This is a genomic window from Mycolicibacterium madagascariense (assembly GCF_010729665.1).
Taxonomy (GTDB): domain Bacteria; phylum Actinomycetota; class Actinomycetes; order Mycobacteriales; family Mycobacteriaceae; genus Mycobacterium; species Mycobacterium madagascariense.
In genome coordinates this window covers 1,552,599-1,576,348 of record NZ_AP022610.1, presented here as the reverse complement: position 1 = coordinate 1,576,348, position 23,750 = coordinate 1,552,599, and the positions used below count along the sequence as shown (strand labels likewise).

Annotated in this window: 25 protein-coding genes; 7 read left to right on the top strand and 18 right to left on the bottom strand. The window is 70.6% G+C overall.

The annotated features are described in order from the left end of the window. Positions 1–14: 14 nt before the first annotated feature. From mtrA to G6N60_RS07375, 9 genes are all read right to left on the bottom strand, one after another. On the bottom strand, positions 15–701 hold the full coding sequence (gene mtrA, locus G6N60_RS07415) for a two-component system response regulator MtrA (protein ID WP_163734652.1): 687 nt from the start codon (positions 699–701) through the stop codon (positions 15–17). Positions 702–757: 56 nt separating this feature from the next. After that, positions 758–1,387 carry a dTMP kinase gene (locus tag G6N60_RS07410; RefSeq protein ID WP_163734650.1) on the bottom strand — a complete coding sequence of 210 codons (630 nt, stop codon included), beginning with the start codon at positions 1,385–1,387 and terminating at the stop codon, positions 758–760. A gap of 88 nt (positions 1,388–1,475) precedes the next feature. Continuing rightward, the gene (ahcY, locus tag G6N60_RS07405; RefSeq protein WP_163734647.1) at positions 1,476–2,942 is read right to left on the bottom strand and encodes an adenosylhomocysteinase; all 1,467 of its coding nucleotides are present in this window, start codon (positions 2,940–2,942) and stop codon (positions 1,476–1,478) included. A gap of 117 nt (positions 2,943–3,059) precedes the next feature. Beyond that, complete coding sequence (alkX, locus tag G6N60_RS07400) at positions 3,060–3,695, bottom strand: TetR family transcriptional regulator AlkX (RefSeq protein WP_179969658.1); 636 nt, start codon at positions 3,693–3,695, stop codon at positions 3,060–3,062. Between the two features lie 29 nt (positions 3,696–3,724). Further along, complete coding sequence (locus G6N60_RS07395; RefSeq protein ID WP_163734640.1) at positions 3,725–3,907, bottom strand: rubredoxin; 183 nt, start codon at positions 3,905–3,907, stop codon at positions 3,725–3,727. Continuing rightward, complete coding sequence (locus G6N60_RS07390) at positions 3,904–4,077, bottom strand: rubredoxin (protein WP_163734637.1); 174 nt, start codon at positions 4,075–4,077, stop codon at positions 3,904–3,906. The genes G6N60_RS07395 and G6N60_RS07390 overlap by 4 nt, the downstream gene beginning before the upstream one ends. After that, entirely contained in the window at positions 4,074–5,297 is a 1,224-nt protein-coding gene (locus tag G6N60_RS07385; RefSeq protein ID WP_163743604.1) for an alkane 1-monooxygenase, read from the bottom strand. The genes G6N60_RS07390 and G6N60_RS07385 overlap by 4 nt, the downstream gene beginning before the upstream one ends. 101 nt (positions 5,298–5,398) lie before the next feature. Next, a complete protein-coding gene (locus G6N60_RS07380) occupies positions 5,399–6,904 on the bottom strand; it encodes an arylsulfotransferase family protein (protein WP_163734634.1) in 1,506 nt (501 codons plus the stop codon). 13 nt (positions 6,905–6,917) lie between these two features. After that, entirely contained in the window at positions 6,918–7,655 is a 738-nt protein-coding gene (locus tag G6N60_RS07375) for a class I SAM-dependent methyltransferase (RefSeq protein WP_246240424.1), read from the bottom strand. 140 nt (positions 7,656–7,795) lie between these two features. Here G6N60_RS07375 and G6N60_RS07370 point away from each other — a divergent pair, with 140 nt between their 5' ends. Beyond that, the gene (locus G6N60_RS07370) at positions 7,796–9,181 is read left to right on the top strand and encodes an FAD-dependent oxidoreductase (protein WP_163734629.1); all 1,386 of its coding nucleotides are present in this window, start codon (positions 7,796–7,798) and stop codon (positions 9,179–9,181) included. Positions 9,182–9,197: 16 nt separating this feature from the next. On the opposite strand, the gene manA is transcribed toward G6N60_RS07370, so the two are convergent. From manA to G6N60_RS07350, 4 genes are all read right to left on the bottom strand, one after another. Next, a complete protein-coding gene (manA, locus tag G6N60_RS07365) occupies positions 9,198–10,424 on the bottom strand; it encodes a mannose-6-phosphate isomerase, class I (protein WP_163734626.1) in 1,227 nt (408 codons plus the stop codon). Positions 10,425–10,428: 4 nt separating this feature from the next. Next, entirely contained in the window at positions 10,429–11,502 is a 1,074-nt protein-coding gene (locus G6N60_RS07360; RefSeq protein ID WP_163734623.1) for a TobH protein, read from the bottom strand. Then, positions 11,499–12,896: a phosphomannomutase/phosphoglucomutase gene (locus G6N60_RS07355; RefSeq protein WP_163734621.1), complete on the bottom strand. Its 1,398-nt coding sequence runs from the start codon at positions 12,894–12,896 to the stop codon at positions 11,499–11,501. Before G6N60_RS07355 ends, G6N60_RS07360 begins: the two co-directional genes overlap by 4 nt. Before the next feature lie 106 nt (positions 12,897–13,002). Continuing rightward, positions 13,003–13,413, bottom strand: a complete 411-nt coding sequence (locus tag G6N60_RS07350; protein WP_163734616.1) for a DUF3499 domain-containing protein — start codon at positions 13,411–13,413, stop codon at positions 13,003–13,005. 132 nt (positions 13,414–13,545) lie between these two features. On the opposite strand from G6N60_RS07350, the gene G6N60_RS07345 reads away from it, so the two are divergent. Further along, positions 13,546–13,968: a metallopeptidase family protein gene (locus tag G6N60_RS07345; RefSeq protein ID WP_163743602.1), complete on the top strand. Its 423-nt coding sequence runs from the start codon at positions 13,546–13,548 to the stop codon at positions 13,966–13,968. 24 nt (positions 13,969–13,992) lie between these two features. Here the strand turns inward: G6N60_RS07345 and G6N60_RS07340 are convergent, their stop codons facing one another. Beyond that, positions 13,993–14,250, bottom strand: coding sequence for a WhiB family transcriptional regulator (locus G6N60_RS07340; protein ID WP_246241181.1), 258 nt, complete (start codon positions 14,248–14,250; stop codon positions 13,993–13,995). A gap of 433 nt (positions 14,251–14,683) precedes the next feature. On the opposite strand from G6N60_RS07340, the gene cofD reads away from it, so the two are divergent. From cofD to G6N60_RS07325, 3 genes are read left to right on the top strand one after another with little or no spacing between them, the layout of a single operon-like run. Beyond that, complete coding sequence (cofD, locus tag G6N60_RS07335; protein WP_163734610.1) at positions 14,684–15,694, top strand: 2-phospho-L-lactate transferase; 1,011 nt, start codon at positions 14,684–14,686, stop codon at positions 15,692–15,694. After that, positions 15,691–17,037, top strand: a complete 1,347-nt coding sequence (locus G6N60_RS07330; RefSeq protein ID WP_163734608.1) for a coenzyme F420-0:L-glutamate ligase — start codon at positions 15,691–15,693, stop codon at positions 17,035–17,037. The genes cofD and G6N60_RS07330 overlap by 4 nt, the downstream gene beginning before the upstream one ends. Continuing rightward, positions 17,034–17,567 (top strand): NUDIX hydrolase, encoded by a 534-nt coding sequence (locus G6N60_RS07325; protein WP_163734605.1) that lies wholly within the window; start codon positions 17,034–17,036, stop codon positions 17,565–17,567. Before G6N60_RS07330 ends, G6N60_RS07325 begins: the two co-directional genes overlap by 4 nt. Here G6N60_RS07325 and manB read toward each other — a convergent pair. The 4 genes from manB to rfbD are packed head-to-tail and all read right to left on the bottom strand — an operon-like array spanning position 17,549 to position 21,492. Then, positions 17,549–18,625, bottom strand: a complete 1,077-nt coding sequence (gene manB / locus G6N60_RS07320) for a mannose-1-phosphate guanylyltransferase ManB (RefSeq protein WP_163734602.1) — start codon at positions 18,623–18,625, stop codon at positions 17,549–17,551. The genes G6N60_RS07325 and manB overlap by 19 nt on opposite strands. After that, a complete protein-coding gene (locus G6N60_RS07315; protein WP_163734598.1) occupies positions 18,622–19,524 on the bottom strand; it encodes a glycosyltransferase family 2 protein in 903 nt (300 codons plus the stop codon). Before G6N60_RS07315 ends, manB begins: the two co-directional genes overlap by 4 nt. 60 nt (positions 19,525–19,584) lie before the next feature. Further along, on the bottom strand, positions 19,585–20,625 hold the full coding sequence (locus G6N60_RS07310) for a cellulase family glycosylhydrolase (protein WP_163734595.1): 1,041 nt from the start codon (positions 20,623–20,625) through the stop codon (positions 19,585–19,587). A gap of 9 nt (positions 20,626–20,634) precedes the next feature. Next, positions 20,635–21,492: a dTDP-4-dehydrorhamnose reductase gene (gene rfbD, locus G6N60_RS07305; RefSeq protein ID WP_163734592.1), complete on the bottom strand. Its 858-nt coding sequence runs from the start codon at positions 21,490–21,492 to the stop codon at positions 20,635–20,637. Between the two features lie 68 nt (positions 21,493–21,560). On the opposite strand from rfbD, the gene G6N60_RS07300 reads away from it, so the two are divergent. Together G6N60_RS07300 and G6N60_RS07295 are read left to right on the top strand one after the other, a co-directional pair. Continuing rightward, on the top strand, positions 21,561–23,045 hold the full coding sequence (locus tag G6N60_RS07300; RefSeq protein ID WP_163734588.1) for an LCP family protein: 1,485 nt from the start codon (positions 21,561–21,563) through the stop codon (positions 23,043–23,045). Further along, positions 23,042–23,746 carry a TIGR03089 family protein gene (locus tag G6N60_RS07295; RefSeq protein ID WP_179969770.1) on the top strand — a complete coding sequence of 235 codons (705 nt, stop codon included), beginning with the start codon at positions 23,042–23,044 and terminating at the stop codon, positions 23,744–23,746. Before G6N60_RS07300 ends, G6N60_RS07295 begins: the two co-directional genes overlap by 4 nt. Positions 23,747–23,750: the final 4 nt, after the last annotated feature.

Here is a 23,750-nt window from a genome sequence, read left to right as displayed (position 1 = left end):
GGCAAGCCGTCCGATCACGGCGGTCCGGCCTTGTACCCCACTCCTCGAACGGTGAGCACCACCTGCGGGTTCTCCGGATCCGTCTCGACCTTGGCGCGCAACCGCTGGACGTGCACGTTCACGAGACGGGTGTCGGCGGGATGGCGATATCCCCACACCTGTTCGAGCAGCACATCCCGAGTAAACACCTGCCGCGGTTTACGCGCCAACGCCACCAGCAGGTCGAACTCCAGCGGCGTCAGCGAGATCTGCTCGCCGTTGCGGGTGACCTTGTGCGCGGGGACGTCGATCTCGACGTCGGCTATGGACAGCATCTCGGCGGGACCGTCGTCGTTGCGGCGCAGTCGGGCCCGCACCCTGGCGACCAATTCCTTCTGCTTGAAGGGCTTCATCACGTAGTCGTCGGCGCCGGATTCCAGTCCGAGCACCACGTCCACGGTGTCGGTCTTGGCCGTCAGCATGACGATCGGGACCCCCGAGTCGGCGCGCAGCACGCGACACACGTCGATGCCGTTCATGCCCGGCAGCATGAGGTCGAGCAGGACCAGATCGGGTCGCAGCTCGCGCACCGCCGTCAGCGCCTGGCTGCCGTCGCCGATCACCGCGGTGTCGAAACCCTCGCCCCGCAGCACGATCGTCAGCATCTCGGCGAGCGACGGATCGTCGTCGACGACCAGAATCCTTTGCCTCATGGTGTTCATGGTGTCACCAGAACGCGATAAACCCCGGTTACCACACCGGGCGTTTTGCACACGGCTCAGCCGGTCAGCGTCCGCGCCAGGTCGTGGGCGCGCACCTCAGGTCCGGCGACCACCCACGGCCCGCCCCACTGCAGCGCCGCCAGGGCGGTGTACGCCGCGCCGGTGCGACGCTGCAGTCCGTCGTCGCGCTCGTAGGCGTCGCGCGCGCGGTCGGCCTCGGTCTCCTCGCGCCGCCGGGCCCGTTCGGCGGCCAGCTCGGTGGGCACCGCGAGCAGCACCTGCCAGTCGGGGCGCGGCACGGCGAACCGGTCGAACTCCAGCGCCCGTACCCAGGCGACCACCTCGCCGTCGGCGTCCTGGTGCAGCCGGGCCGCGCTGTAGGCGGCATTGGACGCGACGTAGCGATCCAGGATGACGACGTCGTGCGCGGCGCACATCCGCTCGATCTCGGGCTTGGCGTCGCAGCGGTCGAGGGCGAAGAGCGTGGCCATCGCGTACACCGACGACGACAGGTCGCCGTGGCGGCCGTGCAGCGCCTCGGCGGCGAGGTCGGCGTGCACCGACCGGTGGTAGCGCGGGAAGGCCAGCTGCGCGACGGACCGGCCGCTCGCCTCGAACTCGGCCCGCAGCCCCTCGGTGAGCGTGCGCTTGCCCGCCCCGTCGACGCCCTCTATCGCGATGAGCACGGCCGTCAATGTATCCCGACGCGCGAGTGGCCGGTCACCACGCGCCACGGTGATGCTGGCGCACGGCGACCGGCCACTGGCCGCAACCTCAGTAGCGGTAGTGCTCGGGCTTGTACGGGCCGTCGACGTCGACGCCGATGTACTCGGCCTGCTCCTTGGTGAGCTTGGTCAGCGAGCCACCGAGCGCCTCGACGTGGATCTTGGCGACCTTCTCGTCGAGATGCTTGGCGAGGCGGTAGACCTCGTTGTCGTACTCGTCGTTCTTGGTCCACAGCTCGATCTGCGCGATGACCTGGTTGGAGAAGCTGTTGCTCATCACGAACGACGGGTGCCCGGTCGCGTTCCCGAGGTTCAGCAGGCGCCCCTCGGACAGCACGATGATCGAGTGGCCGTCGTCGAAGACGAACTCGTCGACCTGCGGCTTGATGTTGATCCGCCGGACGCTCGGGTCGCGCTCGAGGCGGGCCATCTCGATCTCGTCGTCGAAGTGACCGATGTTGCCCAGGATCGCCTGGTGCTTCATGGACTTCATGTGCTCCAGGGTGACGATGCCCTGGTTGCCGGTCGCGGTGATGACGATGTCGGCCCAGCCGATGGCCTCTTCGACGGTCTTGACCTCGAAGCCGTCCATCAGCGCCTGCAGGGCGTTGATCGGGTCGATCTCGGTGACCGCGACGCGGGCGCCCTGCGCCTTGAGCGCCTCGGCGCAGCCCTTGCCGACGTCGCCGTAGCCGCACACCAGCGCGGCCTTGCCGCCGATGAGGACGTCGGTGCCACGGTTGATGCCGTCGATCAGGGAGTGGCGGGTGCCGTACTTGTTGTCGAACTTGCTCTTGGTGACCGAGTCGTTGACGTTGATCGCCGGGAACTTCAGCTCACCCTGGGCGGCGAACTGGTAGAGCCGCAGCACGCCGGTCGTCGTCTCCTCGGTGACGCCCTGGACCGACTCGGCGATCGTGGTCCACTTGTCCTTCTCGGTCTCGAAGCGGCGGCGCACCAGCGACAGGAAGACCTTCCACTCGTCGGAGTCGTCGTCCTCCTCGGGCGGCACGACGCCGGCCTTCTCGTACTGCGCGCCGCGCAGCACCAGCATCGTGGCGTCACCGCCGTCGTCGAGGATCATGTTGGCCGGCTCGTTCGGCCAGGTCAGCATCTGCTCCGCGGCCCACCAGTACTCCTCGAGCGTCTCGCCCTTCCACGCGAAGACCGAGGTGCCCTTGGGCTCCTCCGGCGTGCCGTGCGGGCCGACCACGACCGCGGCGGCGGCGTGGTCCTGCGTCGAGAAGATGTTGCACGACGCCCACCGGACCTCGGCCCCGAGCGCGACGAGCGTCTCGATCAGCACGGCGGTCTGGATGGTCATGTGCAGCGAACCGGAGATCCGCGCGCCCTTGAGCGGCAGCACCTCACTGTATTCGCGGCGCAGCGCCATGAGGCCGGGCATCTCGTGTTCGGCGAGGCGGATCTCCTTGCGGCCGAATTCGGCGAGGGAGAGGTCGGCGACCTTGAAGTCGATGCCGTTGAGGACGTCGGGGGTGAGTGTTGGAGCAGTCATGTGGAGCCCTTACTTCGTGTCGTTCGTGCTTCGGAAACGCCGAGAGCGCACACACGTGCGCCGGCGACGCCCCAAGCCTGCGGGCTCGCGGGACAGAGGGTTCGACCGCTCTGCCGGCTAAGTGGCGTCGATGACACCGTATCGTTCGGCGAACGGTGTCATCAAACGGGCCAGGTCACGGGCCACGTCGTGGTCGGCTTCCGGCGGCATCGACACGTAACTCATGGCCAGCCGGACGATCGCCCTGGCGAGCACCCCGGCGTCCTCCTCGCTGCACCGCACCCAGCTGTGGGTGAACGTCGAGGTGAGCCGCGCCGAGCACCGCGTGATGATCGGGGCGCTGTCGGTGGTGATGATCTGCAGCAGGTCCGGCTTCGCGCTACCGGTCAGCAGCGAGATGACCAAGGGGTCGGACGCCGATTCGGCGAAGAACGCCCGGAAGCCCTCGAGGAACGCCGCGTATACGTTGCCGACGTTGTCCTTGATCGCGTCGTCGACGGCGTCGACGAGCCGGTCGGCCAGCCGCAGCGCGTACCCCTCGGCCAGGCCCTGACGCGAGCCGAACTCGTTGTAGATGGTCTGCCTGCTGATGCCGGCGGCCTTGGCGACGTCGGACAGCGTGATGGCCGACCAGTCGCGCGACCCCAGCATGTCGCGCATGCCGTCGAGGATCGAATCGCGCAGCAGCACCCGCGACGCCTCGGCGTAGGGCACGCGCCGGGCGTCCCCACCGAAGTCCCGTGGCGTGCTCACCCGCACGAGACTAGTCGCGAAGGCCCTCGTCAAGGGCGGGCGACCTCCACCATGTCGAAGTCGGACTTGGCGGCGCCGCAGTCCGGGCAACTCCAGTCCTCGGGGATGTCGTCCCAGCGGGTGCCCGGGGCGATGCCGTCCTCGGGCCACCCCTTCTCCTCGTCGTACTCGAATCCGCACTGGATGCAGACGAACAGCCTGTAGTCACTCACGTCGTCACTCCCATCTCGTCGAAATCGACCTTCTCGCGCACGGCGCAGTCGGGGCAGCACCAGTCGTCGGGCACGTCGTCCCATGACGTACCCGCCGGAAACCCTTCTCGCGGAGCACCTTTGGCCTCGTCGTAGACGTAGCCGCAGCCGGGGCAGCGGTAGGCGCTCACCGGGCGGCCTCGGGGCCGTACTTCGCCATCACCCTGGCGCGCATCCTCGGATGCACGTTGACCCGCGTGATGTCACCGTCGTAGTGCGCCAGCACGCGGTGGTCCATCACCGTGCGCCACAGGGGCGGGAAGTAGGCCAGCCCGATCATCGACGCGTATCCGCTGGGCAGATTGGGCGCGGCGGCCATGCTGCGCAGCGTCTGGTAGCGGCGCGTCGGGTTGGCGTGGTGGTCGCTGTGCCGCTGCAAGTGATAGAGGAACAAATTGGTGACGATGTGGTCGGAGTTCCAGCTGTGCTGCGGGGCGCACCGCTCGTAGCGGCCGCTTTCCGTCTTGGCCCGCAGCAGACCGTAGTGCTCGAGGTAGTTCACCGTCTCCAGCAGCGTGAAGCCGAATACCGCCGAGATGACCACGTAGGGAACGAGTTTCAGACCGAAGACGGCGATGAGCGTGCCGTAGAGCACGACCGACATCGCCCAGGCGTTGAGGACGTCGTTGGACCAGTGCCACGGGCTGCGGTCGAGCCGGCGCAGACGCTGGGCCTCCAACCGCCACGACGACGTCAAACTCCCCCACACGCTGCGCGGCAGGAACTCCCAGAACGTCTCGCCGAACCGGGCGGACGCGGGATCCTCGGGCGTGGCGACTCGGACGTGGTGGCCGCGGTTGTGCTCGATGTAGAAGTGGCCGTAGCAGGTTTGGGCCAGCGTGATCTTGCTGAGCCAGCGCTCTAGCGAGTCCTTCTTGTGGCCCAGTTCGTGCGCGGTGTTGATGCCGACGCCGCCCATCATGCCGACCGACAGCGCCAGCCCGATCTTGGCCGGCCACCCGAGTGCGCCGTGAAAGCCGAGCCAGCTCAGGTCCGATGCGGTGAACAGGTAGGCGCCCAGGACGACCGTCAGGTACTGGAACGGGATGAAGCTGTAGGTGCACCTGCGGTAGTAGGGGTCGTTCTCCAGGCGCTCCATGACCTCGTCGGGCGGGTTCTCCCCGTCGGGCCCGAACCGCCGGTCGAGCAGGGGCAGCACGACGTAGACCAGGATGGGGCCGATCCAGAACGGCACCTGTGCGGCGCCGTGCCAACCGAACCGGTTGAGCGCCCAGACCACGGGGAGCATGACCAGCACCGCGGTCGGCACGATCAGACCCATCAGCCAGAGGTGGCGCTTGCGGTCCCGCCAGGTGTCGGCGGGGTCTTGCTCGACGTCGGAGAGCTCCATTGCCACGACAGTCACCCTTTCCGTGATGGTCATCACTGCTTTCGCTTGACCATAGCGCGGCTTTTGTCCGATGTCTAGACACGGAGCGTTGTTTTGTAAAGCTAGGCCTGCGTCGCGGGGCTGTCGGCGATCACCCGCCCGGCGGCGTCGAGGGCCCGGACCCGGTACGTGCCGGTCGGACGGTGGCCGGCGTCGAGGCCGATGGCGGTGTCCAGACCGTTCCACGGCACGGTGGCGACGACGGTCGACGTGCCGGAGTCGTCGCGCAGCAGCTGCCACGTCGCGACGTCGGTCGCGCCGTTCCATGAGGCATGCGCCGCAGGGGGATTCGCGGCGGCATCGATCGTCACCGTGGGCGGCCCCGGCGGCGCGCCCCGCCACGGGCAGAGGTACGCGCGATAGGTACTCGGCATCGTCGCGTCGTAGACCAGCCGCCCCGCGGGGGTCACCTCCGACACGCGACCCGCCACGCCCCAGCCGATCAGGGTGTCGCCGTTGGGCAGGGGTTGGGCATTGCCCATCGCCGCGGTGACCACCGGCGAACCCGGATGTGGTTGTCGCCGTACCAGACTCGCGATCTTCGAACCGGGATCGACGTGGATCCACTCGACGCTGGACTCGGGTGCGCCCTGACCGTTCCGAAGGCCGTTCGCGTCGTTGTCGAAGAGCCGGATGGTGTCGGCGTCGGCGAACTCGGCGTCGTGCTGGAAGGCGAATTCGACGCCGGGCTGGCGGAAGGACGAGCGCCGCCCGCCGAGCTGCCACCGGATCTGGCCGGTGCGTCCGTCGACGTCGTACACGGTCGACGTGTGGCGCAACGAGATCAGCAGGTCGCCGTTGGGCGCCGGGGCGATCGAGTTCATGTGGAACGCGTCGAAGGTGTTCGGGCCCGATGGGGTGAGGTAGGAGTCGCTGATCGGCACGTGCTGCAGGGCGCTCCACTGCAGCAGGGGCGTGTTCGTCGCCACGTCGACGACGACGGCGACCGAGTCCCACACGCGACCGTCCTTCGGACCGCCGACGGCGCTCAGATCCCGGGGCACCTCGCGATACGCGGTGAGCAGAGCCCGTCCGTCGGGGGTGAGGCGGAACTCGTGGACGTCGGCCCGGAGTCCGGCGGGCAGCGCGAGGTGGGCGACGATCCGGTAGGACGCATCGGCGACGTACGCGTCGCCGACGCCGTGTCCGCCCTGGCTCTCGCCTTCCCACCACGTCAGCACGGGCTGGCCCCGGTAGGTCTGGACCTGCAGGTTCGCGGCCGTGCGATCGGCCGGCAGCGGGTGGAACCACACCGGCCGGCCCGCCTTGTCGGCGATCAGCGGTGCGCCCGTCGCCGCGGGCGCGTGCGCCGGCGCGGCCGCGGTGTTCGCCCCGCCGAGCTGGGCCACCAGCCTGGCGTCGGCCGCGCTCAGCCCCGGCGTGACGAACAGATAGCCGGGCGCCCCGCTCGCGTCGTTCGTGGTCACGGTGATCGCCGGTGGCGCCGGCGCCGGCGCCGGACGCGGCTGCGGCGGCGGGGCCGTCCCGCAGGCCGTCGCGACCAGCAGCAGCGCCACGGCCGACGCGCGGCCGGCTCGGCGCATCCGGCGCGACGTCAGCGGTCCCACGGGCGACCGCTCGCTACTTGAAGACCGTGCGGTACGTCTTGAGCAGCAACGGGCTGGTCCTGGCGAGGTGGGCGGGCGTCCTGGGGACCGCGACCAGGATGACCACCTCGTGCCCGGCGAACGACTTGTCCGGGAACGCCGCCGTCAGACGGCTCTTCGCGAACCCGTCGACGAGGGCGCCCCGGTAGCGCGCGGCGTACTCCGGCTGGGTGAACAGCGTCTTGTTGTAGCCGATGCCGAAGGGCACCAGCCCGCCGTCGCCGCGCAGGTAGTCCAGCGTGCCGACACAGACGTCGGGCCACTGCTGGTTGAACACGTCGTCGGCGATGACGATGCCGCCCGGGCACAGGCAGTCCTCGGCGAGCGCCATGTCCGACATCACGATGTCAGCCGTGTGGCCGCCGTCGACGCTGAACAGGCGCGCCCCCGTCATCTCGGGGATGTCGCCGCGGTGCAGCTTCGTCGAGTCGCCCTGGTGGATGACGACGGGCCGCGACGACCACTTGGCGACGTTGCTCTGAAACTTGCCAAGATCGCCGAGACCCGACTTGTCGACGTTGTGCTCCTGATCGTCGAACAGGTCGATCGCGACCGACTTCTCCCCGTCGCGCTGCAGCAGGTGCATGCCGATGAGCAGCCGCCCGTGGTGCACGCCGATCTCCACGACCGAACCGCTCACCCCGTTGGCGCGCTGGCTGGCGTCGAGCGCCGTCAGCATGTCGAACACCGGCGGCTCGGTGTAACCGTCCACCCGACGTTGGCCCCACACCCTGTATCCGGCGTATCCCATTGGTCTCCCAGCTAATCGTCGAGGGTCGACAGGAATGATACGGGTCACGGCTCGTGAGGCACCTCTGGTTGCGACGGCGTTGCGCCGGGTACCGTGCGGACATGGGGCGGACACATGCAGTCGTCATCGGTGCCAGCATCGCGGGGATGTGCGCGGCGCGGGTGCTGTCGGACCACTACGACGACGTCACGGTCTTTGAACGCGACGAGCTACCGGACCATCCGGCAAACCGGACGGCCGTACCGCAGGGCAGGCACGTGCACCTGCTGATGGCACGCGGCGCCAACGAGTTCGAAGGTCTGTTCCCCGGACTGCTCGACGACATGGTCGCCGCCGGCGTCCCGATCCTCGAGAACCGGCCCGACTGCATCTCCTTCGGCGCGGCCGGTCACCTGCTCGGCACCCAGTCCACGCTGCGCGACGAATTCACCGCCTACGTCCCGAGCCGGCCCCACCTGGAATGGCAGATCCGCACCCGCGCGCTCGCCATCCCGAACGTGAGGCTCGTTCGCCAGGGCGTCGCCGAGCCGCGGTACGACCCGGTGAGGGAACGCGTGACGGGCGTGTTGCTGGAGGCGGGCGACGAGTCCAGTGCCGTGCCCGCCGACCTCGTCGTCGACACCACCGGTCGTGGCACCCGACTGCCCGTGTGGCTCGAGCAGTGGGGCTTCGGGCGTCCCACCGAGGACACCGTCGACGTCGGCATCAAGTACGCCACCCACCAGGTCCGCATCCCCGACGGCCTGCTCAAGGAGATGGTCGTCGTCGCGGGCGCCACGCGCGAGAAGCCCATCGGGCTCGGCATGCTGCTCTACGAGGACGGGCTGTGGGGCCTGACGACCTACGGCACGGGCAAGGTCGAACCGCCGCACGACTTCGCCGGCATGTGCGACCTGGCCGACGACATCCTGCCCGCCCACGTCGGTCGCGCCCTGCGCCAGGGCGAGCCGGTCGGCGACGTCGCCTTCCACGCCTACCCGATGAGTCGCTGGCGCCGCTACGACAAGATGCGCCGCTTCCCCACCGGCATCATCCCGCTGGGTGACGCCGTGGCCAGTTTCAATCCGACGTTCGGCCAGGGCATGACGATGACGTCGATCCAGGCGGGCAACCTGCAGGCCGTGCTGCGCTCGGGTGATCCCGACATCGCGGGGCGGCTCGCGAAGGCCACCGCGAAGACGACGTGGCCGGTCTGGGCCATGACCGCGATCGGGGACCTCAGCCTGCACAACGCGACCGGCGAGGCGCGCTGGTGGTATCGCCCGGTGGGCGGTCTGTTCGACCAGTTCCTCGGCGCCGCGGAGACCGATCCCGTTCTCGCAGAATGGTTCCTGCGCCGGTTCAGCCTGCTCGACAGCCTCTACATGGTGCCCTCGGCGCGGCTGGTGGGCCGCACCATCCGCCACAACCTGCGCGCGCTGCTCTCGGAGAAGGTCGGTGCGGTCAGGTCCTCGACGCGCGAACGGGAGCCGGTGCCCAGTCGCTGACCGTGGGCGCTGGGCGTCAGATGCCGACGGTCGCGCGGAACAGCGCGGCGGGCTCGTCGGCGACGAGCCGGATCGGACCGTCGTCGGCGGCCACCCAGGCCGCCGCGCCGCGTTCCAGGGTCAGCACGCTCGACTTCGCATGCACCTGCACCGCACCCTCGGTGCACAACAGCACCTGAGGACCGTCGTGGCGGGCCGGCGCGTCGACCTGGTGTCCGAGTTCGGACCCGTCGAGACGTAGCGCGGAGACCGCGAATTCGGGTGCGGGGACGTCGTAGACGACCTCGACGCCCTCGTTCACGGTCCGCGGCTTGAGCGACGACTCGTCGGCGGGGGTGAAGTCCAGGACCCGGAGCAGTTCGGGGACGTCGACGTGCTTGGGGGTCAGCCCGCCGCGAAGGACGTTGTCCGAGTTGGCCATCACCTCGAAGCCGACCCCGTGCAGATAGGCGTGCAGGTTTCCGGCGGGCAGGTAGATGCCCTCCCCCGGCACCAGGCTGATGCGGTTGAGCAGCATCGAGGCGAGCACGCCCGCGTCGCTCGGGTACAGCTCGCCGAGCTGCAGCGTGGTCTTGGCCTCGGTCACGAATTCCGTTGCGCCGGAACGCAAGTAGTTGATCGCGCCGTCGAGCACCGCGGGCACCAGCAGGTCCAGGTCGGCCTGCGGCGCCGTGATCCAGGTGGTGAACAGCGCCCGCAACCCGTCGGCGTCGGCCTGCCCGGCGAGCAGGTTGACGAACGGGTCGAGCTCTGCGACGCCGAGCGCGCGCAGGAACTCGACGCTGCGGGCGACGGGCCGGAAACCCGCCAGCGCCTCGAACGGCCCCAGCGCGACCAGCAGTTCCGGTTTGTGACTGCGGTCGCGGTAGTTGCGGGTGGGCGCCGAGACGGGGATGTGCAGGCGGTCTTCGCGGGCGAAGCCCTCCTCCGCCTGCGCGGCGCTCGGATGGGCTTGCAGCGACAGGGGTTCCTCGGCGGCGAGCACCTTGGCCAGGAACGGCAGCGTATCGCCGAACCGCGCGCGGGTCGCCGCCCCCAGCTGACCCTCGGGGTCGGCGGCGATGACGTCGAGCAGTGAGCGCTCCGCGCCGTCACCCGCGAGCCGGGCCGGGTCGCCCGGATGCGCGCCGAGCCACAGCTCGGCCTCGGGATGCGGTGAGGGACTTGGCCTTCCGGTGAATTCGGCGATGGCGGTGTGCGACCCCCAGGCGTAGGTCCGCAGCGCGCCGCGTAACAGGTCCACTCGACTACCCTCGCACCAATCTCAGGTACGCGGCGGCCATCTCGAGGCGCACCGCCAACATCGCCAGCTGCTCCTCGGGACGTCCGCTGGGCCGGGGTGTCACGACGTCGGGGACGTCGTCGGCGCTCAGCACGTCGACGTCGTCGTAACCGTCGAGCGTGGCGACGATGCCGGGCCGCTCCTCGTCGGTGGCGAACACCAGGGTGCGCACCCGGGCAGGCAGCGGCCCGTCGAGCTCCTCGTCGTGGAAGATGGAGGACTCGTAATCGCCTGCGCCGGAAGACAATCCGCGGCGCAGCGCCGTCAGCACGTCGGCCAGCCCCACGGCCGACACGGGCTGCTGGGCGACCCTGAGCAGGATCGCTCCGACGTGTCTGGCCAGGGCCACGCTCGCCGCGTTCCCACCGGCCAGCACCACGTCGCGACCCGACAGTCGCTCGGCGAGGGACTTGGCCGGGTTCGTGAACAGCTCGCGGCCCGCGCTGTTGCGCAGCGCCTCGGCATCCAGTTCATCGGCGAGGGCGCCCAGGTCGACGCTCCGGCCCGGCAGCACGACGTGCAGAGCCGCGAGCCCGGCGGCCAGATAGCGCGTCAGGGCGAACTCGTCGGGCACCATCAACCGCGGCGCCAGCAGCACGGCGCGGCCGGCCGCCGCCTCGCGCAGCGGACCCTCGTCGGGCGCGACGACGACGACGCGGGCGCCGCGACGGATTCCGCTGGCGGCGGCCGCGACGAGAACCGGGTCGGCCGCGTCGTCGCCGGCCACGACCAACACGTCGAGCGCGCCGATCCACGGCGGCACCTCGGAGGCCACCACGAGCGGCGCGGCGGTGGAACCACCCAGGGCGGCGGCCAGCATCGCGCCCGCCGATTCGGCGGCGCCGCGCGTCGCGACCCAGACGACCGTGCGGGGCGCCTGGTCACCGCGCAGGGGTTCGAGCACGCCCTCCGCGAGTGCGGCGGCCGTCGCCCGCATCTGCGCACCCGCCATCGACGCCGCGTGGAGCAAACCCTCACGATCCGCGGCGAGCAGCCCCTCGACGTCGTCGAGGTCGATGGTCGCGTGGGCAGCGCTCACGCGGACCTCTCGGAGTGCGCTCGGATGTCGGTGGCGACGTGCTCGACGATGGCGGCGACGGCGTCGTCGGTCCTGGCCTCGACGTTGAGCCGCAGCAACGGCTCGGTGTTCGACGTCCGCAGGTTGAACCAGCAGCCGTCGCCCAGATCGACGGTGACGCCGTCGAGGTGGTCGAGGGACTGAACGCGGCTCCCGAAACTCGCCAGCACCGCCTCGACGCAGCCGGGGGCGTCGGCCACCGTGAAGTTGATCTCGCCGGAGGCCGCGTAGCGCTGGTAGTCGGCCATCAGCTCCGACAGCGGCCGGTCCTGCTCGCCGAGCGCGGCAAGGACGTGCAGCGCGGCCAGCATTCCGGAGTCGGCGCCCCAGAAGTCGCGGAAATAGTAGTGGGCCGAGTGCTCACCACCGAAGATCGCCCCCGACTCGGCCATCAGCCCCTTGATGTAGGAGTGGCCCACCCGCGAGCGGATCGCCGTGCCGCCGCGTTCGGCGATCAGTTCCGGCACCGCGCGCGAGGTGATCAGGTTGTGGATGACGGTGCCGCCGACCTCGCGACCGAGCTCGCGTCCGGCGACCAGCGCGGTGACGGCCGACGGCGAGACGGGGTGGCCGCGCTCGTCGACGACGAAGCAGCGGTCGGCGTCGCCGTCGAAGGCCAGCCCGATGTCGGCGCCCGTCTCGACGACGTGGCGCTGCAGGTCGACGAGGTTGGCCGGGTCCAGCGGGTTGGCCTCGTGGTTGGGGAACGTCCCGTCGAGCTCGAAGTACAAGGGCAACAACGTGATCGACGCGAGCGGGCCCAGCACCGCCGGGGTCGTGTGACCGCCCATGCCGTTGCCCGCGTCGACGGCGACCCGCAGCGGCCGCAGGTGGGCGATGTCGACGAGGGACCGCAGGAAGTCCCCGTAGTCGCCCAGCACGTCGCGGTCGGAGATGGTGCCCGGCGCTCCGTCGAACGACGGCACGCCGTCGATGACCTCGCCGCTGATGGTCGTCAGCCCGGACTCCTTGCCCACCGGCTTCGCGCCGGCCCGGCAGAGCTTGATGCCGTTGTAGGCGGCGGGGTTGTGGCTCGCGGTGAACATCGCACCGGGGCAGTCCAGCAACCCGGACGCGAAGTACAGCTGATCGGTCGACGCGAGCCCGATCCGCGTGACGTTCAGACCCTGCGCGACGACGCCCTCGGCGAACGCGGTCGCGAGGGCCGGCGAACTGGCCCGCATGTCGTAGCCGATCACCACGCGGTCCGGGCCGGGGTCGGCCTCGTCGCGCACCAATCGGGCGAACGCACCACCGACGTCGGACACGAAGTGCTCGTCGATCTCCTCACCGACCAGCCCACGAACGTCATACGCCTTGATGACGCGGTTGACAGCCGCAGCGGGCCGGGACATAGATCTCCTCGCAAAGTGACGCTTCGGCTCAGCCTATCGGCTCGCCTGGGGGCGTGTCGGCGGGTCGCGGCACTCGCACTCCAGCGACTCCCGGGAGCCTACGGCGTCAGTCCGACGGGTCCGGCAGAACGCGCAGGTGGCCGCGCTTGCGTCCGTTCTGTTCGCCCTGGCGGACCGGGGCGGCCACCAGCGCGCCGCCGTGCACGCCCGTGACCGGATCGGAGAAGCCCGCGGGCATCGCGGACCCCGCGGCGCGGCCTTCGCGGACGGCGTCGGCGAGCGCGGACAGATCGTCGTCGTCGGTGTGCGACGGCAGCGGTCCGGCGTGCCGGACCAGCTCCCACCCCTTCGGCGCGGTGATCCGGCCGGCGTGGATCACGCAGAGATCCCAGGAGTGGGGTTCGGAGATGGTGGCGAGCGGACCGACGACCGCGGTCGAGTCCTTGTAGACGAAGGTCAGCGTCGCCACGGCGTAGTGCGGGCACCCGGGCCTGCAGCAGCGACGGGGAACGTTCACGGACACGAGGCTATCGCTTGGGGACCACACGGGTAGGCGACACGCGCAGTAGGCATACCGCCGATCTCCAACCGTTACGATCGCCACATGCCCGAGCGGGAGACCATGCGCGCGCGCCGGGGACGGCGGGAGATGCGCGGCCCGTTGCTGCCGCCGACGGTACCGGGATGGCGCAGCCGCGCCGAGCGCTTCGACATGGCGGTGCTGGAGGCCTACGAGCCGATCGAGCGCCAGTGGCAGGACCGGGTGTCCGGACTGGACGTGGCGGTCGACGAGATTCCGCGGATCGCGCCGAAGGATCCGGCGAACGTGCAGTGGCCGCCGGAGGTCATCGCCGACGGGCCGATCGCACTGGCCAGGTTGATCCCCGCGGGAGTCGACATCAGAGGAAATGCCACGCGGGCGCGAATCGTGTTGTTCCGCAAGCCGATCGAGCGACGGGCGAAGGACACCATCGACTTGTCGGACTTACTGCATGACGTGCTGGTGGCTCAGGTGGCCACCTATTTGGGCGTCGAGCCCTCCGTCATCGACCCGACGATCGACGACGACTGACCCCGCAGGGTCCCGAATGAAGGATCAGATGATGCCGCGCTTGAGGCGGCGTCGTTCCCGCTCCGACAGCCCGCCCCAGATGCCGAAGCGTTCGTCGTTGGCCAGCGCGTAGTCGAGGCAGGCATCCTTCACCTCGCATCCGAGGCAGATGCGCTTGGCCTCGCGCGTCGAGCCACCCTTCTCGGGGAAGAACGCCTCCGGATCGGTTTGCGCGCAGAGCGCGTTCTCCTGCCAGAGTTCGTCGGCGGGCGTGAGGCCGACCTCGATGCGGTCGGGGACCACACTGAGTTGCGGACGGCCGGTCACCCCACCCTGTGACGGCCCGGCGTTGGTACGCGGTTCGTTGCCTACTGAGCCCAGCATCCGATTGTCGAATCGGATGACACGATCGAAATCCACGTGCTCATAAGACATCTTCCGCCTCCTAACCTGTTGAGAAGTTCCCTGACATCAACCCCACCGCAAGCCCCTGCGGCCCCTACATTCGAACAAGTGATCGAATCTCGGTCTGCGACACGGGAACCGGAAGCGAACCGGGAATGACACTGATGTGATTAGACACGGGTTAGCTGCGCCGGTCAAGCGCTAGAACGGGTTTTCATATCATCCCGTGACCGAATGTCGGCGCGTCGGTTACCTGGCGTGTCGTGTGACGTGACCAAGTCGACCCCCGCCGTGGACCGCCCCGACGCCGGAGCGCCTAGTGTCGAACGCTGTGAAAGTCACTGTTCTAGCAGGCGGCGTCGGTGGCGCGCGCTTCCTCCTCGGCGTGCAGAAGTACCTGGGACTCGGGCAGTTCGAGGGGTCGGCGACGGGCCCCGCCGGTAGCCACGAGCTGACCGCCGTGGTCAACGTCGGCGACGACGCCTGGATGCACGGTGTCCGCATTTGCCCAGACCTCGACACCTGCATGTACACCTTAGGTGGAGGGATCGATCCCGAGCGCGGCTGGGGCCACGCCAACGAAACCTGGCATGCCAAGGAGGAACTCGCGGCCTACGGCGTGCAACCCGACTGGTTCGGCCTCGGCGACAGAGACCTCGCCACGCACCTCGTGCGCAGTCAGATGCTCAGGGCGGGTTACCCGCTGTCGCAGGTGACCGAGGCGCTCTGCGCCCGCTGGCAGCCCGGCGCCCGGCTGCTGCCCGTCACCGACGACCGGAGCGAAACCCACGTCGTGGTAACGGATCCCGGGGAGGACGGCGCCGAGCGCGGCACGCGCCGGGCCATCCACTTCCAGGAGTGGTGGGTGCGCTACCGCGCCCAAATCCCCACGCACGACTTCGCTTTCGTCGGTGCGGACAAGGCGACCGCGAACCCCGCCGCCCTCGCCGCGATCGCCGACGCCGACGTCGTCTTCATCGCGCCGTCCAACCCCGTCGTCAGCGTCGGGGCGATCCTCGCCGTGCCCGGGATGCGCGGTGCGCTGCGCTCGACGGCCGCACCGGTGATCGGCTACTCCCCCATCATCGCGGGGCGGGCGTTGCGCGGCATGGCCGACGAATGTCTCTCGGTCATCGGGGTCGAGACCTCCTCGCAGGCCGTCGGCGCACACTTCGGCGCGCGGTCCGGCACCGGCCTGCTCGACGGCTGGCTCATCGACGAGGGCGACACCGCCGCCATCGACGGCGTGACGGTGCGCGCCGTGCCGCTGCTGATGACCGACCCGACGGCCTCGGCCGAGATGGTGCGCCAGGGCGTCGACCTGGCCGGAGCCGGCGCATGACGAACACCGAGCACGGCGCGGCGGCCGCGATCGAGATCCTGCCGGTGCCAGGGCTACCCGAGTTCCGGCCCGGTGACGACGTCGCGGCGGCCATCGCCGCGGCCGCCCCATGGCTGCGCGACGACGACGTGGTCGTGGTCACCAGCAAGGTGCTGTCCAAGAGCGAGGGCAGGATCGTCGCGGCGCCGACCGACCCCGAGGAACGGGATGCCTTGCGCCGCAAGCTCGTCGACGCCGAGGCGGTCCGGGTCCTGGCGCGCAAGGGCAAGACGCTGATCACCGAGAACGCGATCGGGCTCGTCCAGGCGGCGGCCGGCGTCGACGGCTCCAACGTCGACTCGGCCGAATTGGCGCTGCTGCCAACCAATCCCGACGGCAGCGCGGCCACTCTGCGCACGCGACTGCGCGAACTGCTCGGCGTCACCGTCGGCATCGTCGTCACCGACACCATGGGCCGGGCGTGGCGCAACGGCCAGACCGACGCCGCCATCGGTGCCGCCGGCTTCTCGGTGCTGCACGCCTACGGGGGCGCCCACGACGCGCACGGCAACGAGCTGATCGTGACCGAGGTCGCCGTCGCCGACGAGCTCGCCGCCGCCGCAGATCTGGTGAAGGGCAAGCTGACCGGCATCCCCGTCGCCGTCGTGCGCGGGTTGGCGCTGCACGACGACGGATCCACCGGTCGCGCCCTGGTCAGGTCGGGCGAGGACGACCTGTTCTGGCTGGGTACCGCCGAGGCCGTCGACAGGGGCAGGCGCGAGGCCCAGCTGCTGCGCCGCTCGGTGCGCCGGTTCGGGCCCGAGCCCGTCGATCCCGCCCTCATCGAGGCCGCCGTCGCCGAGGCGCTGACCGCCCCGGCACCGCATCACACCCGACCGGTCCGGTTCGCCTGGGTGCGCGACCGCGCGGTGCGCACGCGACTGCTGGACGCCATGAAGGACAGGTGGCGTGCCGACCTGCTGGCCGACGGCAGGCCCGCCGACGCCGTGGAGCGGCGCATCGGTCGCGGCCAAATCCTGTATGACGCACCGGAATTGGTCATTCCGTTCATGGTGCCCGACGGCGCGCACGCCTATCCCGACGCGGCGCGCACGGCCGCCGAGCACACCATGTTCACGGTCGCCGCCGGGGCCGCCGTGCAGGCGCTGCTGGTGGCACTGGCCGTGCGCGACGTCGCCAGCTGCTGGATCGGGTCGACGATCTTCGCCGCCGACCTCGTCCGCGAGCAACTGGATCTGCCCGCGGACTGGGAACCCCTGGGCGCCATCGCCATCGGCCACGCCGAGGAGCCGGCCGGTCCCCGCGACCCGGTGCCGACGGACGGCCTGCTGGTGCAGCGATGAGCCTGCACGCCTCGGTGGTCGACGCGCTGAACGATTGGCGCCCAAGCGATCCCGCCCAGGACACGGTGCGCCTGGCGGTGCTCGCCTTCGTCCTCGCCCGACCGGACGCCTGCCAACGCGCCTGCGTCCCCGGCCACGTCACGGCGTCGGCGCTGGTGCTCGACCACACCGGCACCCACGCCCTGCTCACGCTGCACCCGCGCCTGGGCCGCTGGGTGCAGCTGGGCGGCCACTGCGAGGACGACGATCCCGACATCGCGTCGGCGGCCCTGCGGGAGGCGCGCGAGGAGTCCGGCATCGACGGGCTGACCATCGGCGCGACCCCGGCAGCCGTCCACGTGCACGCCCTGACGTGTTCGCTGGGGGTGCCGACGCACCACCTCGACGTGCAGTTCGTGGCCCGCGCGCCGAAGGACGCCTCGATCACGATCAGCGACGAATCGGTCGACCTGCGCTGGTGGCCGGTGGACCACCTGCCGCCCGGCTCCGACTACGGCCTGACCCAGCTGGTTCAGACGTCCGTCGAATAGCGGATGCCGCCGTCGGGGATGTGCACCCCCGGCCAGACCCGCGCGCCGCGCAGCAGCTCACAGCGCGCGCCGATGTTGGCGCCGTCGCCGATCACGCCGTCGCGGATCAGGGCGCGCGGACCGATCCGCGCGCCGAAGCCGATGATCGAGCGCTCGATCACCGAGCCCGCCTCGATGCGGGCGCCGTCGAAGACGACCGCGCCGTCGAGCCGAGCGCCGGGCCCGATCTCGGCGCCGCGCCCCACCACGGTGCCGCCGATGAGGAGGGCACCCGGCCCGACCGCGGCCCCCTCGTGGACCAGCTCCTCGCCGCGGTGCCCCTTGAGCGCCGGTGACGGCGCGATACCGCGGACCAGGTCGGCCGAGCCGCGGACGAAGTCGTCGGGCGTGCCCATGTCGCGCCAGTAGGTGGCGTCGACGTAGCCGCACACCTTGAGGCCGTCGGACAGCAGCGCCGGGAACACCTCGCGCTCGACGGACACGGCGCGCCCGGTCGGGATCCGGTCGATCACCTCGCGGTTGAACACATAGGTGCCCGCGTTGATCTGGTCGGTCGGCGGGTCCTGGGTCTTCTCCAGGAACGCCGTCACGCCGCCGTCGGGATCGGTGGGCACGCAGCCGAACGCCCGCGGGTCGCCGACGCGCACCAGGTGCAGCGTCAGATCGGCGCCGCGCTCCTCGTGGCTGGCCAGCAGCGCACCGAGGTCGGCGCCGGACAGCACGTCGCCGTTGAACACCAGCGCCGTGTCGTAGCGCAGCTTGGAGGCCACGTTGGCGATGCCGCCGCCGGTGCCCCGCGGCTCGTCCTCGACCACGTAGTCGATCTCGAGGCCCAGCGCGGAACCGTCACCGAACTCGGCTTCGAAGACCTCGGCCTTGTACGACGTCCCGAGCACCACGTGTCGGATGCCCGCCGCCGCGACCCGCGACAGCAGGTGGGTCAGGAACGGCAAACCCGCCGTCGGCAGCATGGGCTTGGGAGCCGACAGCGTGAGGGGCCGCAGCCGCGTCCCCTGGCCGCCGACGAGGACGACCGCGTCTACTTCTGCCGGATTCACCGAGTCCGTCCTTTCGCCAGGCGGCGCCGAGAGCTGCCGACCACCAGGCGGACGCGCGCCGCAAGGGCTGCCCTGATGGTCCACCGCAGCGGAGCCTGCCGCCAGCCCGAGTGCCGGTCAGCGAGGAAAGTGTAGGTGCTGGTGTGGTGGGCGGCCAAGTTGCGGGCCGGGTCGCGGCCCGTCGAGTGCCCCTTGTCGTGCAGCACCTCCGCCGACGGCACGTAGACGTTCAGCCAACCGGCGCTCGCGAGACGATCGCCCAGGTCAACGTCTTCCATGTACATGAAGTACCGCTCGTCGAACCCCGCGACCGCGTCGAAGGCCTGCCTGCGCAGCAGCAGGCACGACCCCGACAACCACCCGACGGGACGTTCGCTGGGTTCCAACCGCTCCTGCCGGTAGGCCGCCGTCCAGGGGTTGGACTTCCAGAACGGACCCACCACCGCGTGCATGCCGCCGCGGACCAGGCTGGGCTGGTGGCGCGCCGACGGATACACCGACCCGTCCGGATCGCGGATCAGCGGACCGAACGCGCCCGCGTCCGGCCAGCGCGGCGCGGCCGCCAGCAGGTCGTCGATGCTGCGCGGGCCCCACACCACGTCCGGGTTGGCCACCACGAAGAAGTCGGGGTCCCCGGCGGCCGCCAGCTCGGGGTCGGCGAGGTAGGCCGCTACCGCCCGGTTCACCGCCGAGCCGTAACCGAGGTTGGCGCCCATGTACATCAGCCGCACGTTGGGGTACCGCTCGGCCGCCTCCTCGGGGGTGCCGTCGGTCGACCCGTTGTCGGCGATGATCACGGTCACCCGGCGTTCCGTCGCGTGCCCGAGAGAGGCGAGGAAACGGTCCAGGTGGGGCCCCGGGGAATAGGTCACCGTCACCACCACCACGTCACCGCTCACGGCGTAGAGGCTAACCGCGGCCGCACGATGGGAACGACGCCGGTGAGGGCCGTCACCCTCTCAGCGGGCGAACACGCTGGCCGAGAACTTCGGCTGCCAGTCCGACGTGAGCAGCACCCCGTAGTTGGACTCGTTGTCGTCGCGGTTGCTCGTGTCGGTGTCGCGAATGCTGTAGACGAACGCCGGACCGCTGAACGTCGTCGCGGCCGCGGCGGCCAAGACGTCGGTGATCTGCTTGGCCTGCTCCTGCTGGCTGACCCCCTCGGGAGCGGTGCTCGTCGGCGCCCCCAGCTCGGTCAGCCAGATCTTCTTGTCGCCGTCGCCGTGCGCGGCCATGATGTCGTGCAGCGTGCCGACCTCCGTCCAGCCGGTCGCGTCGGACGAGCCGAGGCCACCGGGAAAGACGTACGGATGCGCGGCGGCCGCGTCGAACGAGCCCCCCGCGCCCGCCCCGTACATCTCCTGCAGGTAGGCGAGCGGTGACTCGTCGCCACCGATGGGGCTGAAGCCGGCCAGGACGACGGTGCTCCCCGGCTGGACGGCCTTGATCGCCGGGTAGGCCGCCTTCACCAGGGCGGTGTAGCGGGCGGCGGTGTGGTCGAGGTAGCCGAAGAACTGCGGATAGTTCGGTTCGTTCCATAGCTGCCAGTTCGACACCTGACCGCCGTAGCGACTGGCGACGGTCGCGGCGAACTGCGCGTAGGCGGCCGGGTCGTCGGGCGGCGCGGTGAAGTAGGACCCTGGCGGGCGGGCCCAGTCCGGGGTGTAGGCGACGACGCCGAGCACCTTCAGGTTGCGGGCGACGGCGGCGTTGACGACGAGGTCGGTCTGCGCCCAGTCGTACTGTCCCCTCGTCTTCTCGACGTCGCTCCACGGGATGAGCACGCGCAGCCAGTTCGCCCCCGTCCTGGTGACCGCGTCGAGTTCGCGGTTCACGTCGGCGGCGCCGAGCCACGTCATCTGCGCACCGTCGCCGAAGCCGAGGCCTGCCGCCGGGTACCGGGCGGGCGCGGCCTCGCCGACGGGCGGAAGGGCCAGGCCGACGACGATCGCCAGCGACACCGCCACGCGGACCAGGATCCGGCGCGGACGTGTGGTCATGACCCGAAGCTACCGGAGTCCCAACGCCGCCTCGAGTGCGTCGCGCCACGGCCGCAGGGGGGTCAGGCCGGCCGCCGCCGAGCGCTGCGCGCCCAGCGCCGAATAGGGCGGCCGCGGAGCGGGGCGGGACCCGTCGGCTCCGACGGGCCGGACCCGCTCGGGGTCGGCGCCGAGCAGTTCGAAGACCGCGCGGGCCTGCTCGAAGCGGCTGGCCTGGCCCGCGTTGGCGGCGTGCAGGACCGACTCCTCGATCGCACCGTCGGCCACCTGCAGCAGGGCCTCGACGAGATCGCCGACGTAGGTCGGCGAGCTCACCTGGTCGGCGACGACGTCGACGGTCCCGTCACCGGCGGCCGCCGCGCGCATCTTCGCGACGAAGTCGCCGCCGTCACCGCCGGAGAAGATCCAGGCCGTGCGCACGACGTGGGCGCCGGGCATCGCCGCGAGCACCTCGAATTCGCCCTCGAGCTTGGAGCGGCCGTAGGCGTTGCGCGGACCGGTCTCGTCGTCGATCTCGTAGGGCCGCGGCGCCTCGGCGCCGAAGTCGCCGCCGAACACGTAGTCAGTGGAGACGTGGACGAGCTCGGCCCCCGCGCGGGCGCAGGCGTGCGCCACGTTCTGCGCCCCACCGGCGTTGACGGCCCTGGCGCGCTCCTCGTCGGTCTCGGCCGCGTCGACGTCGGTGTAGGCGGCGCAGTTCACCACGACGTCGCCGGAGGCGAAGTAGCGCTCCGGGGCGGTCGGGTCGGTGACGTCGCAATCGGCCGAGGTCAGCGCCAGGACGTCGAGGCCGCGCCCCCTCGCCTCGGTCGCCAGCGTGCGTCCGACGAGGCCTCCTGCACCGGTGATCACCAAACGTTGCGCCATGTCTGCAGAGTCTGGCACGCCGACCCGAGCTCACCGATCTTCGGGCGACTCACCAGTAACCTGGGCTGATGCCAGGTCGCCCCATCCGCATCCTCGCCGTGGTCGTGGCGGCGATCATCGTCATCGGCACCGGCGTCGCGTGGGGCAAGATCCGCTCGTTCGAGTCCGGCATCAACCACATCAGCGCCGCCGCGCTCGGCGGCGGCGGGGACGACGGCGCGATCGACATCCTCCTCGTCGGGATGGACAGCAGGACCGACGCGCACGGCAACCCCCTGTCGGCCGAGGAGCTCGCCACGCTGCGGGCCGGGGACGACGTCTCGACCAACACCGACACCATCATCCTGGTCCGCATCCCCAACAACGGGCAGTCCGCGACGGCGATCTCCATCCCCCGCGACTCCTACGTCGAGGCGCCGGGCGACCTCGGGAAGACCAAGATCAACGGCGTCTTCGGGCAGGTCAAGCTGGAGAAGATGAAGGAGCTCGTCGAGCAGCAGGGTGAGGACCCGGCCGTCGCCGAGCCGAAGGCCACCGAGGCGGGCCGCGAGGCGCTGATCAAGACGGTCGCCACCCTGACCGGCGTCACCGTCGACCACTACGCCGAGATCGGGCTGCTCGGGTTCGCCCTCATCACCGACGCGCTGGGCGGCGTCGACGTGTGCCTCAAGGACGCCGTCGACGAACCCCTCTCTGGCGCCGACTTTCCCGCCGGCCCGCAGAAGCTGAACGGGCCGCAGGCGCTGAGCTTCGTCCGGCAGCGCCACGACCTGCCGCGCGGCGACCTGGACCGGGTGACGCGCCAGCAGGCCGTGATGGCCGAGCTGGCCCACCAGGTCATCTCGGGTAAGACGCTGTCCAGCCCGTCGACGCTGAACCGGCTGCAGGATGCCGTTCAGCGGTCGGTGGTGCTGTCCGACGGCTGGGACATCATGGACTTCATCCAGCAGATGCAGAAGCTGGCCGGTGGCAAGGTCGCCTTCGCCACCATTCCCGTTCTGCAGGAAGACGGTTGGAGTGACGACGGCACGCAGAGCGTCGTGCGGGTCGACCCCTCGCAGGTACAGGAGTTCGTCACCAGCCTGCTGCACGACCAGGCCGCGGGCAAGACCGAACAGCTCGCCTATGCCCCGTCCAAGACCACCGCGGACGTCATGAACGACACCGACGTCAACGGGCTCGCCGCGTCGGTGTCCGAACTGCTCGCCGACAAGGGCTTCGTCGCCGGCGCCGTCGGCAACAACGAGGCAGGCCGCGTGCCCAACAGCCAGGTCCGGGCCGCCTCGGCCGATGACCTTGGTGCGCAAGCGGTGTCGAAGGCGCTGGGCAACCTTCCGGTCGTCGCCGATCCCTCGGTGGCGGCCAACACCGTCAAGGTCGTGCTGGCCAGTGACTACACGGGTCCCGGCTCGGGACTCGGCAGCGCGGGCACCGACACCACCGGCGGGTCGAGCGCGAGCGTCGACGCCGCCGCCGTCGAGTCCACCGGCGCGCCGCTGCCCGCCCCGCCCATCATCACCGCGGGCGCGAACGGTCCGGAGTGCGTGAACTGACGAATCTCGCTGCGGCGGTGCTGGATCCGCTCCTGGCCGTGCCGTCGGCACCGCGCATCACCTACTACGACGACGCGACCGGCGAGCGCATCGAGCTGTCCACCGTGACGCTCGCGAACTGGGCGGCCAAGACCGGCAACCTACTGCGCGACGAACTGGGGGCCGGGCCCGGCAGCCGCGTCGCGATGCTGCTGCCCGCGCACTGGCAGACCCTCGGCGTACTGCTCGGCGTCTGGTTCGTGGGCGCCGAAGTCGTTCTGGGACAAGATGATTGCGACATCGCCTGCTGCACGGCCGAGCGGCTCGACGAGGCGGAGGCCCGCTCCGGCGAGGTCGTCGCACTGTCTCTGGACGCCTTCGGCAGGCCGATCGCCGACCTGCCGTTCGGCATCACCGACTACGCCACGTCGGTGAGGGCGCACGGCGACCAGATCGTCGCCGAGCGCTCGCCGGGGCCCGCGCTCGACGGCCGCTCGGTCACCGAAGTGCTTTCGCTGGCCCAGGATTCGGCATCCGCCGCCGGTTGGACGGCGGACAGCCGGGTGCTGTCGGCGGCTCCGTGGGACACCGCCGAACGCGTCGTCGACCACGTCCTCGCGGTATTGACGGCGGGTGGCTCACTGGTGCAGGTCGCCCATCCCGATCCCGACGCGCAGGCCCGGCGGCGAGCGGCGGAGAAGGTCACCGCCGAACTCGCCTGACCGG

Bases quoted from the DNA above. Each gene is read 5' to 3' on its own strand.
- mtrA (WP_163734652.1), bottom strand. From the start codon at position 701: ATGAACACCATGAGGCAAAGGATTCTGGTCGTCGACGACGATCCGTCG.
- ahcY (WP_163734647.1), bottom strand. From the start codon at position 2,942: ATGACTGCTCCAACACTCACCCCCGACGTCCTCAACGGCATCGACTTC.
- G6N60_RS07385 (WP_163743604.1), bottom strand. From the start codon at position 5,297: ATGGAGCTCTCCGACGTCGAGCAAGACCCCGCCGACACCTGGCGGGAC.
- G6N60_RS07370 (WP_163734629.1), top strand. From the start codon at position 7,796: ATGGGGCGGACACATGCAGTCGTCATCGGTGCCAGCATCGCGGGGATG.
- G6N60_RS07355 (WP_163734621.1), bottom strand. From the start codon at position 12,896: ATGTCCCGGCCCGCTGCGGCTGTCAACCGCGTCATCAAGGCGTATGAC.
- G6N60_RS07345 (WP_163743602.1), top strand. From the start codon at position 13,546: ATGCGCGGCCCGTTGCTGCCGCCGACGGTACCGGGATGGCGCAGCCGC.
- G6N60_RS07330 (WP_163734608.1), top strand. From the start codon at position 15,691: ATGACGAACACCGAGCACGGCGCGGCGGCCGCGATCGAGATCCTGCCG.
- G6N60_RS07325 (WP_163734605.1), top strand. From the start codon at position 17,034: ATGAGCCTGCACGCCTCGGTGGTCGACGCGCTGAACGATTGGCGCCCA.
- G6N60_RS07310 (WP_163734595.1), bottom strand. From the start codon at position 20,625: ATGACCACACGTCCGCGCCGGATCCTGGTCCGCGTGGCGGTGTCGCTG.
- rfbD (WP_163734592.1), bottom strand. From the start codon at position 21,492: ATGGCGCAACGTTTGGTGATCACCGGTGCAGGAGGCCTCGTCGGACGC.
- G6N60_RS07300 (WP_163734588.1), top strand. From the start codon at position 21,561: ATGCCAGGTCGCCCCATCCGCATCCTCGCCGTGGTCGTGGCGGCGATC.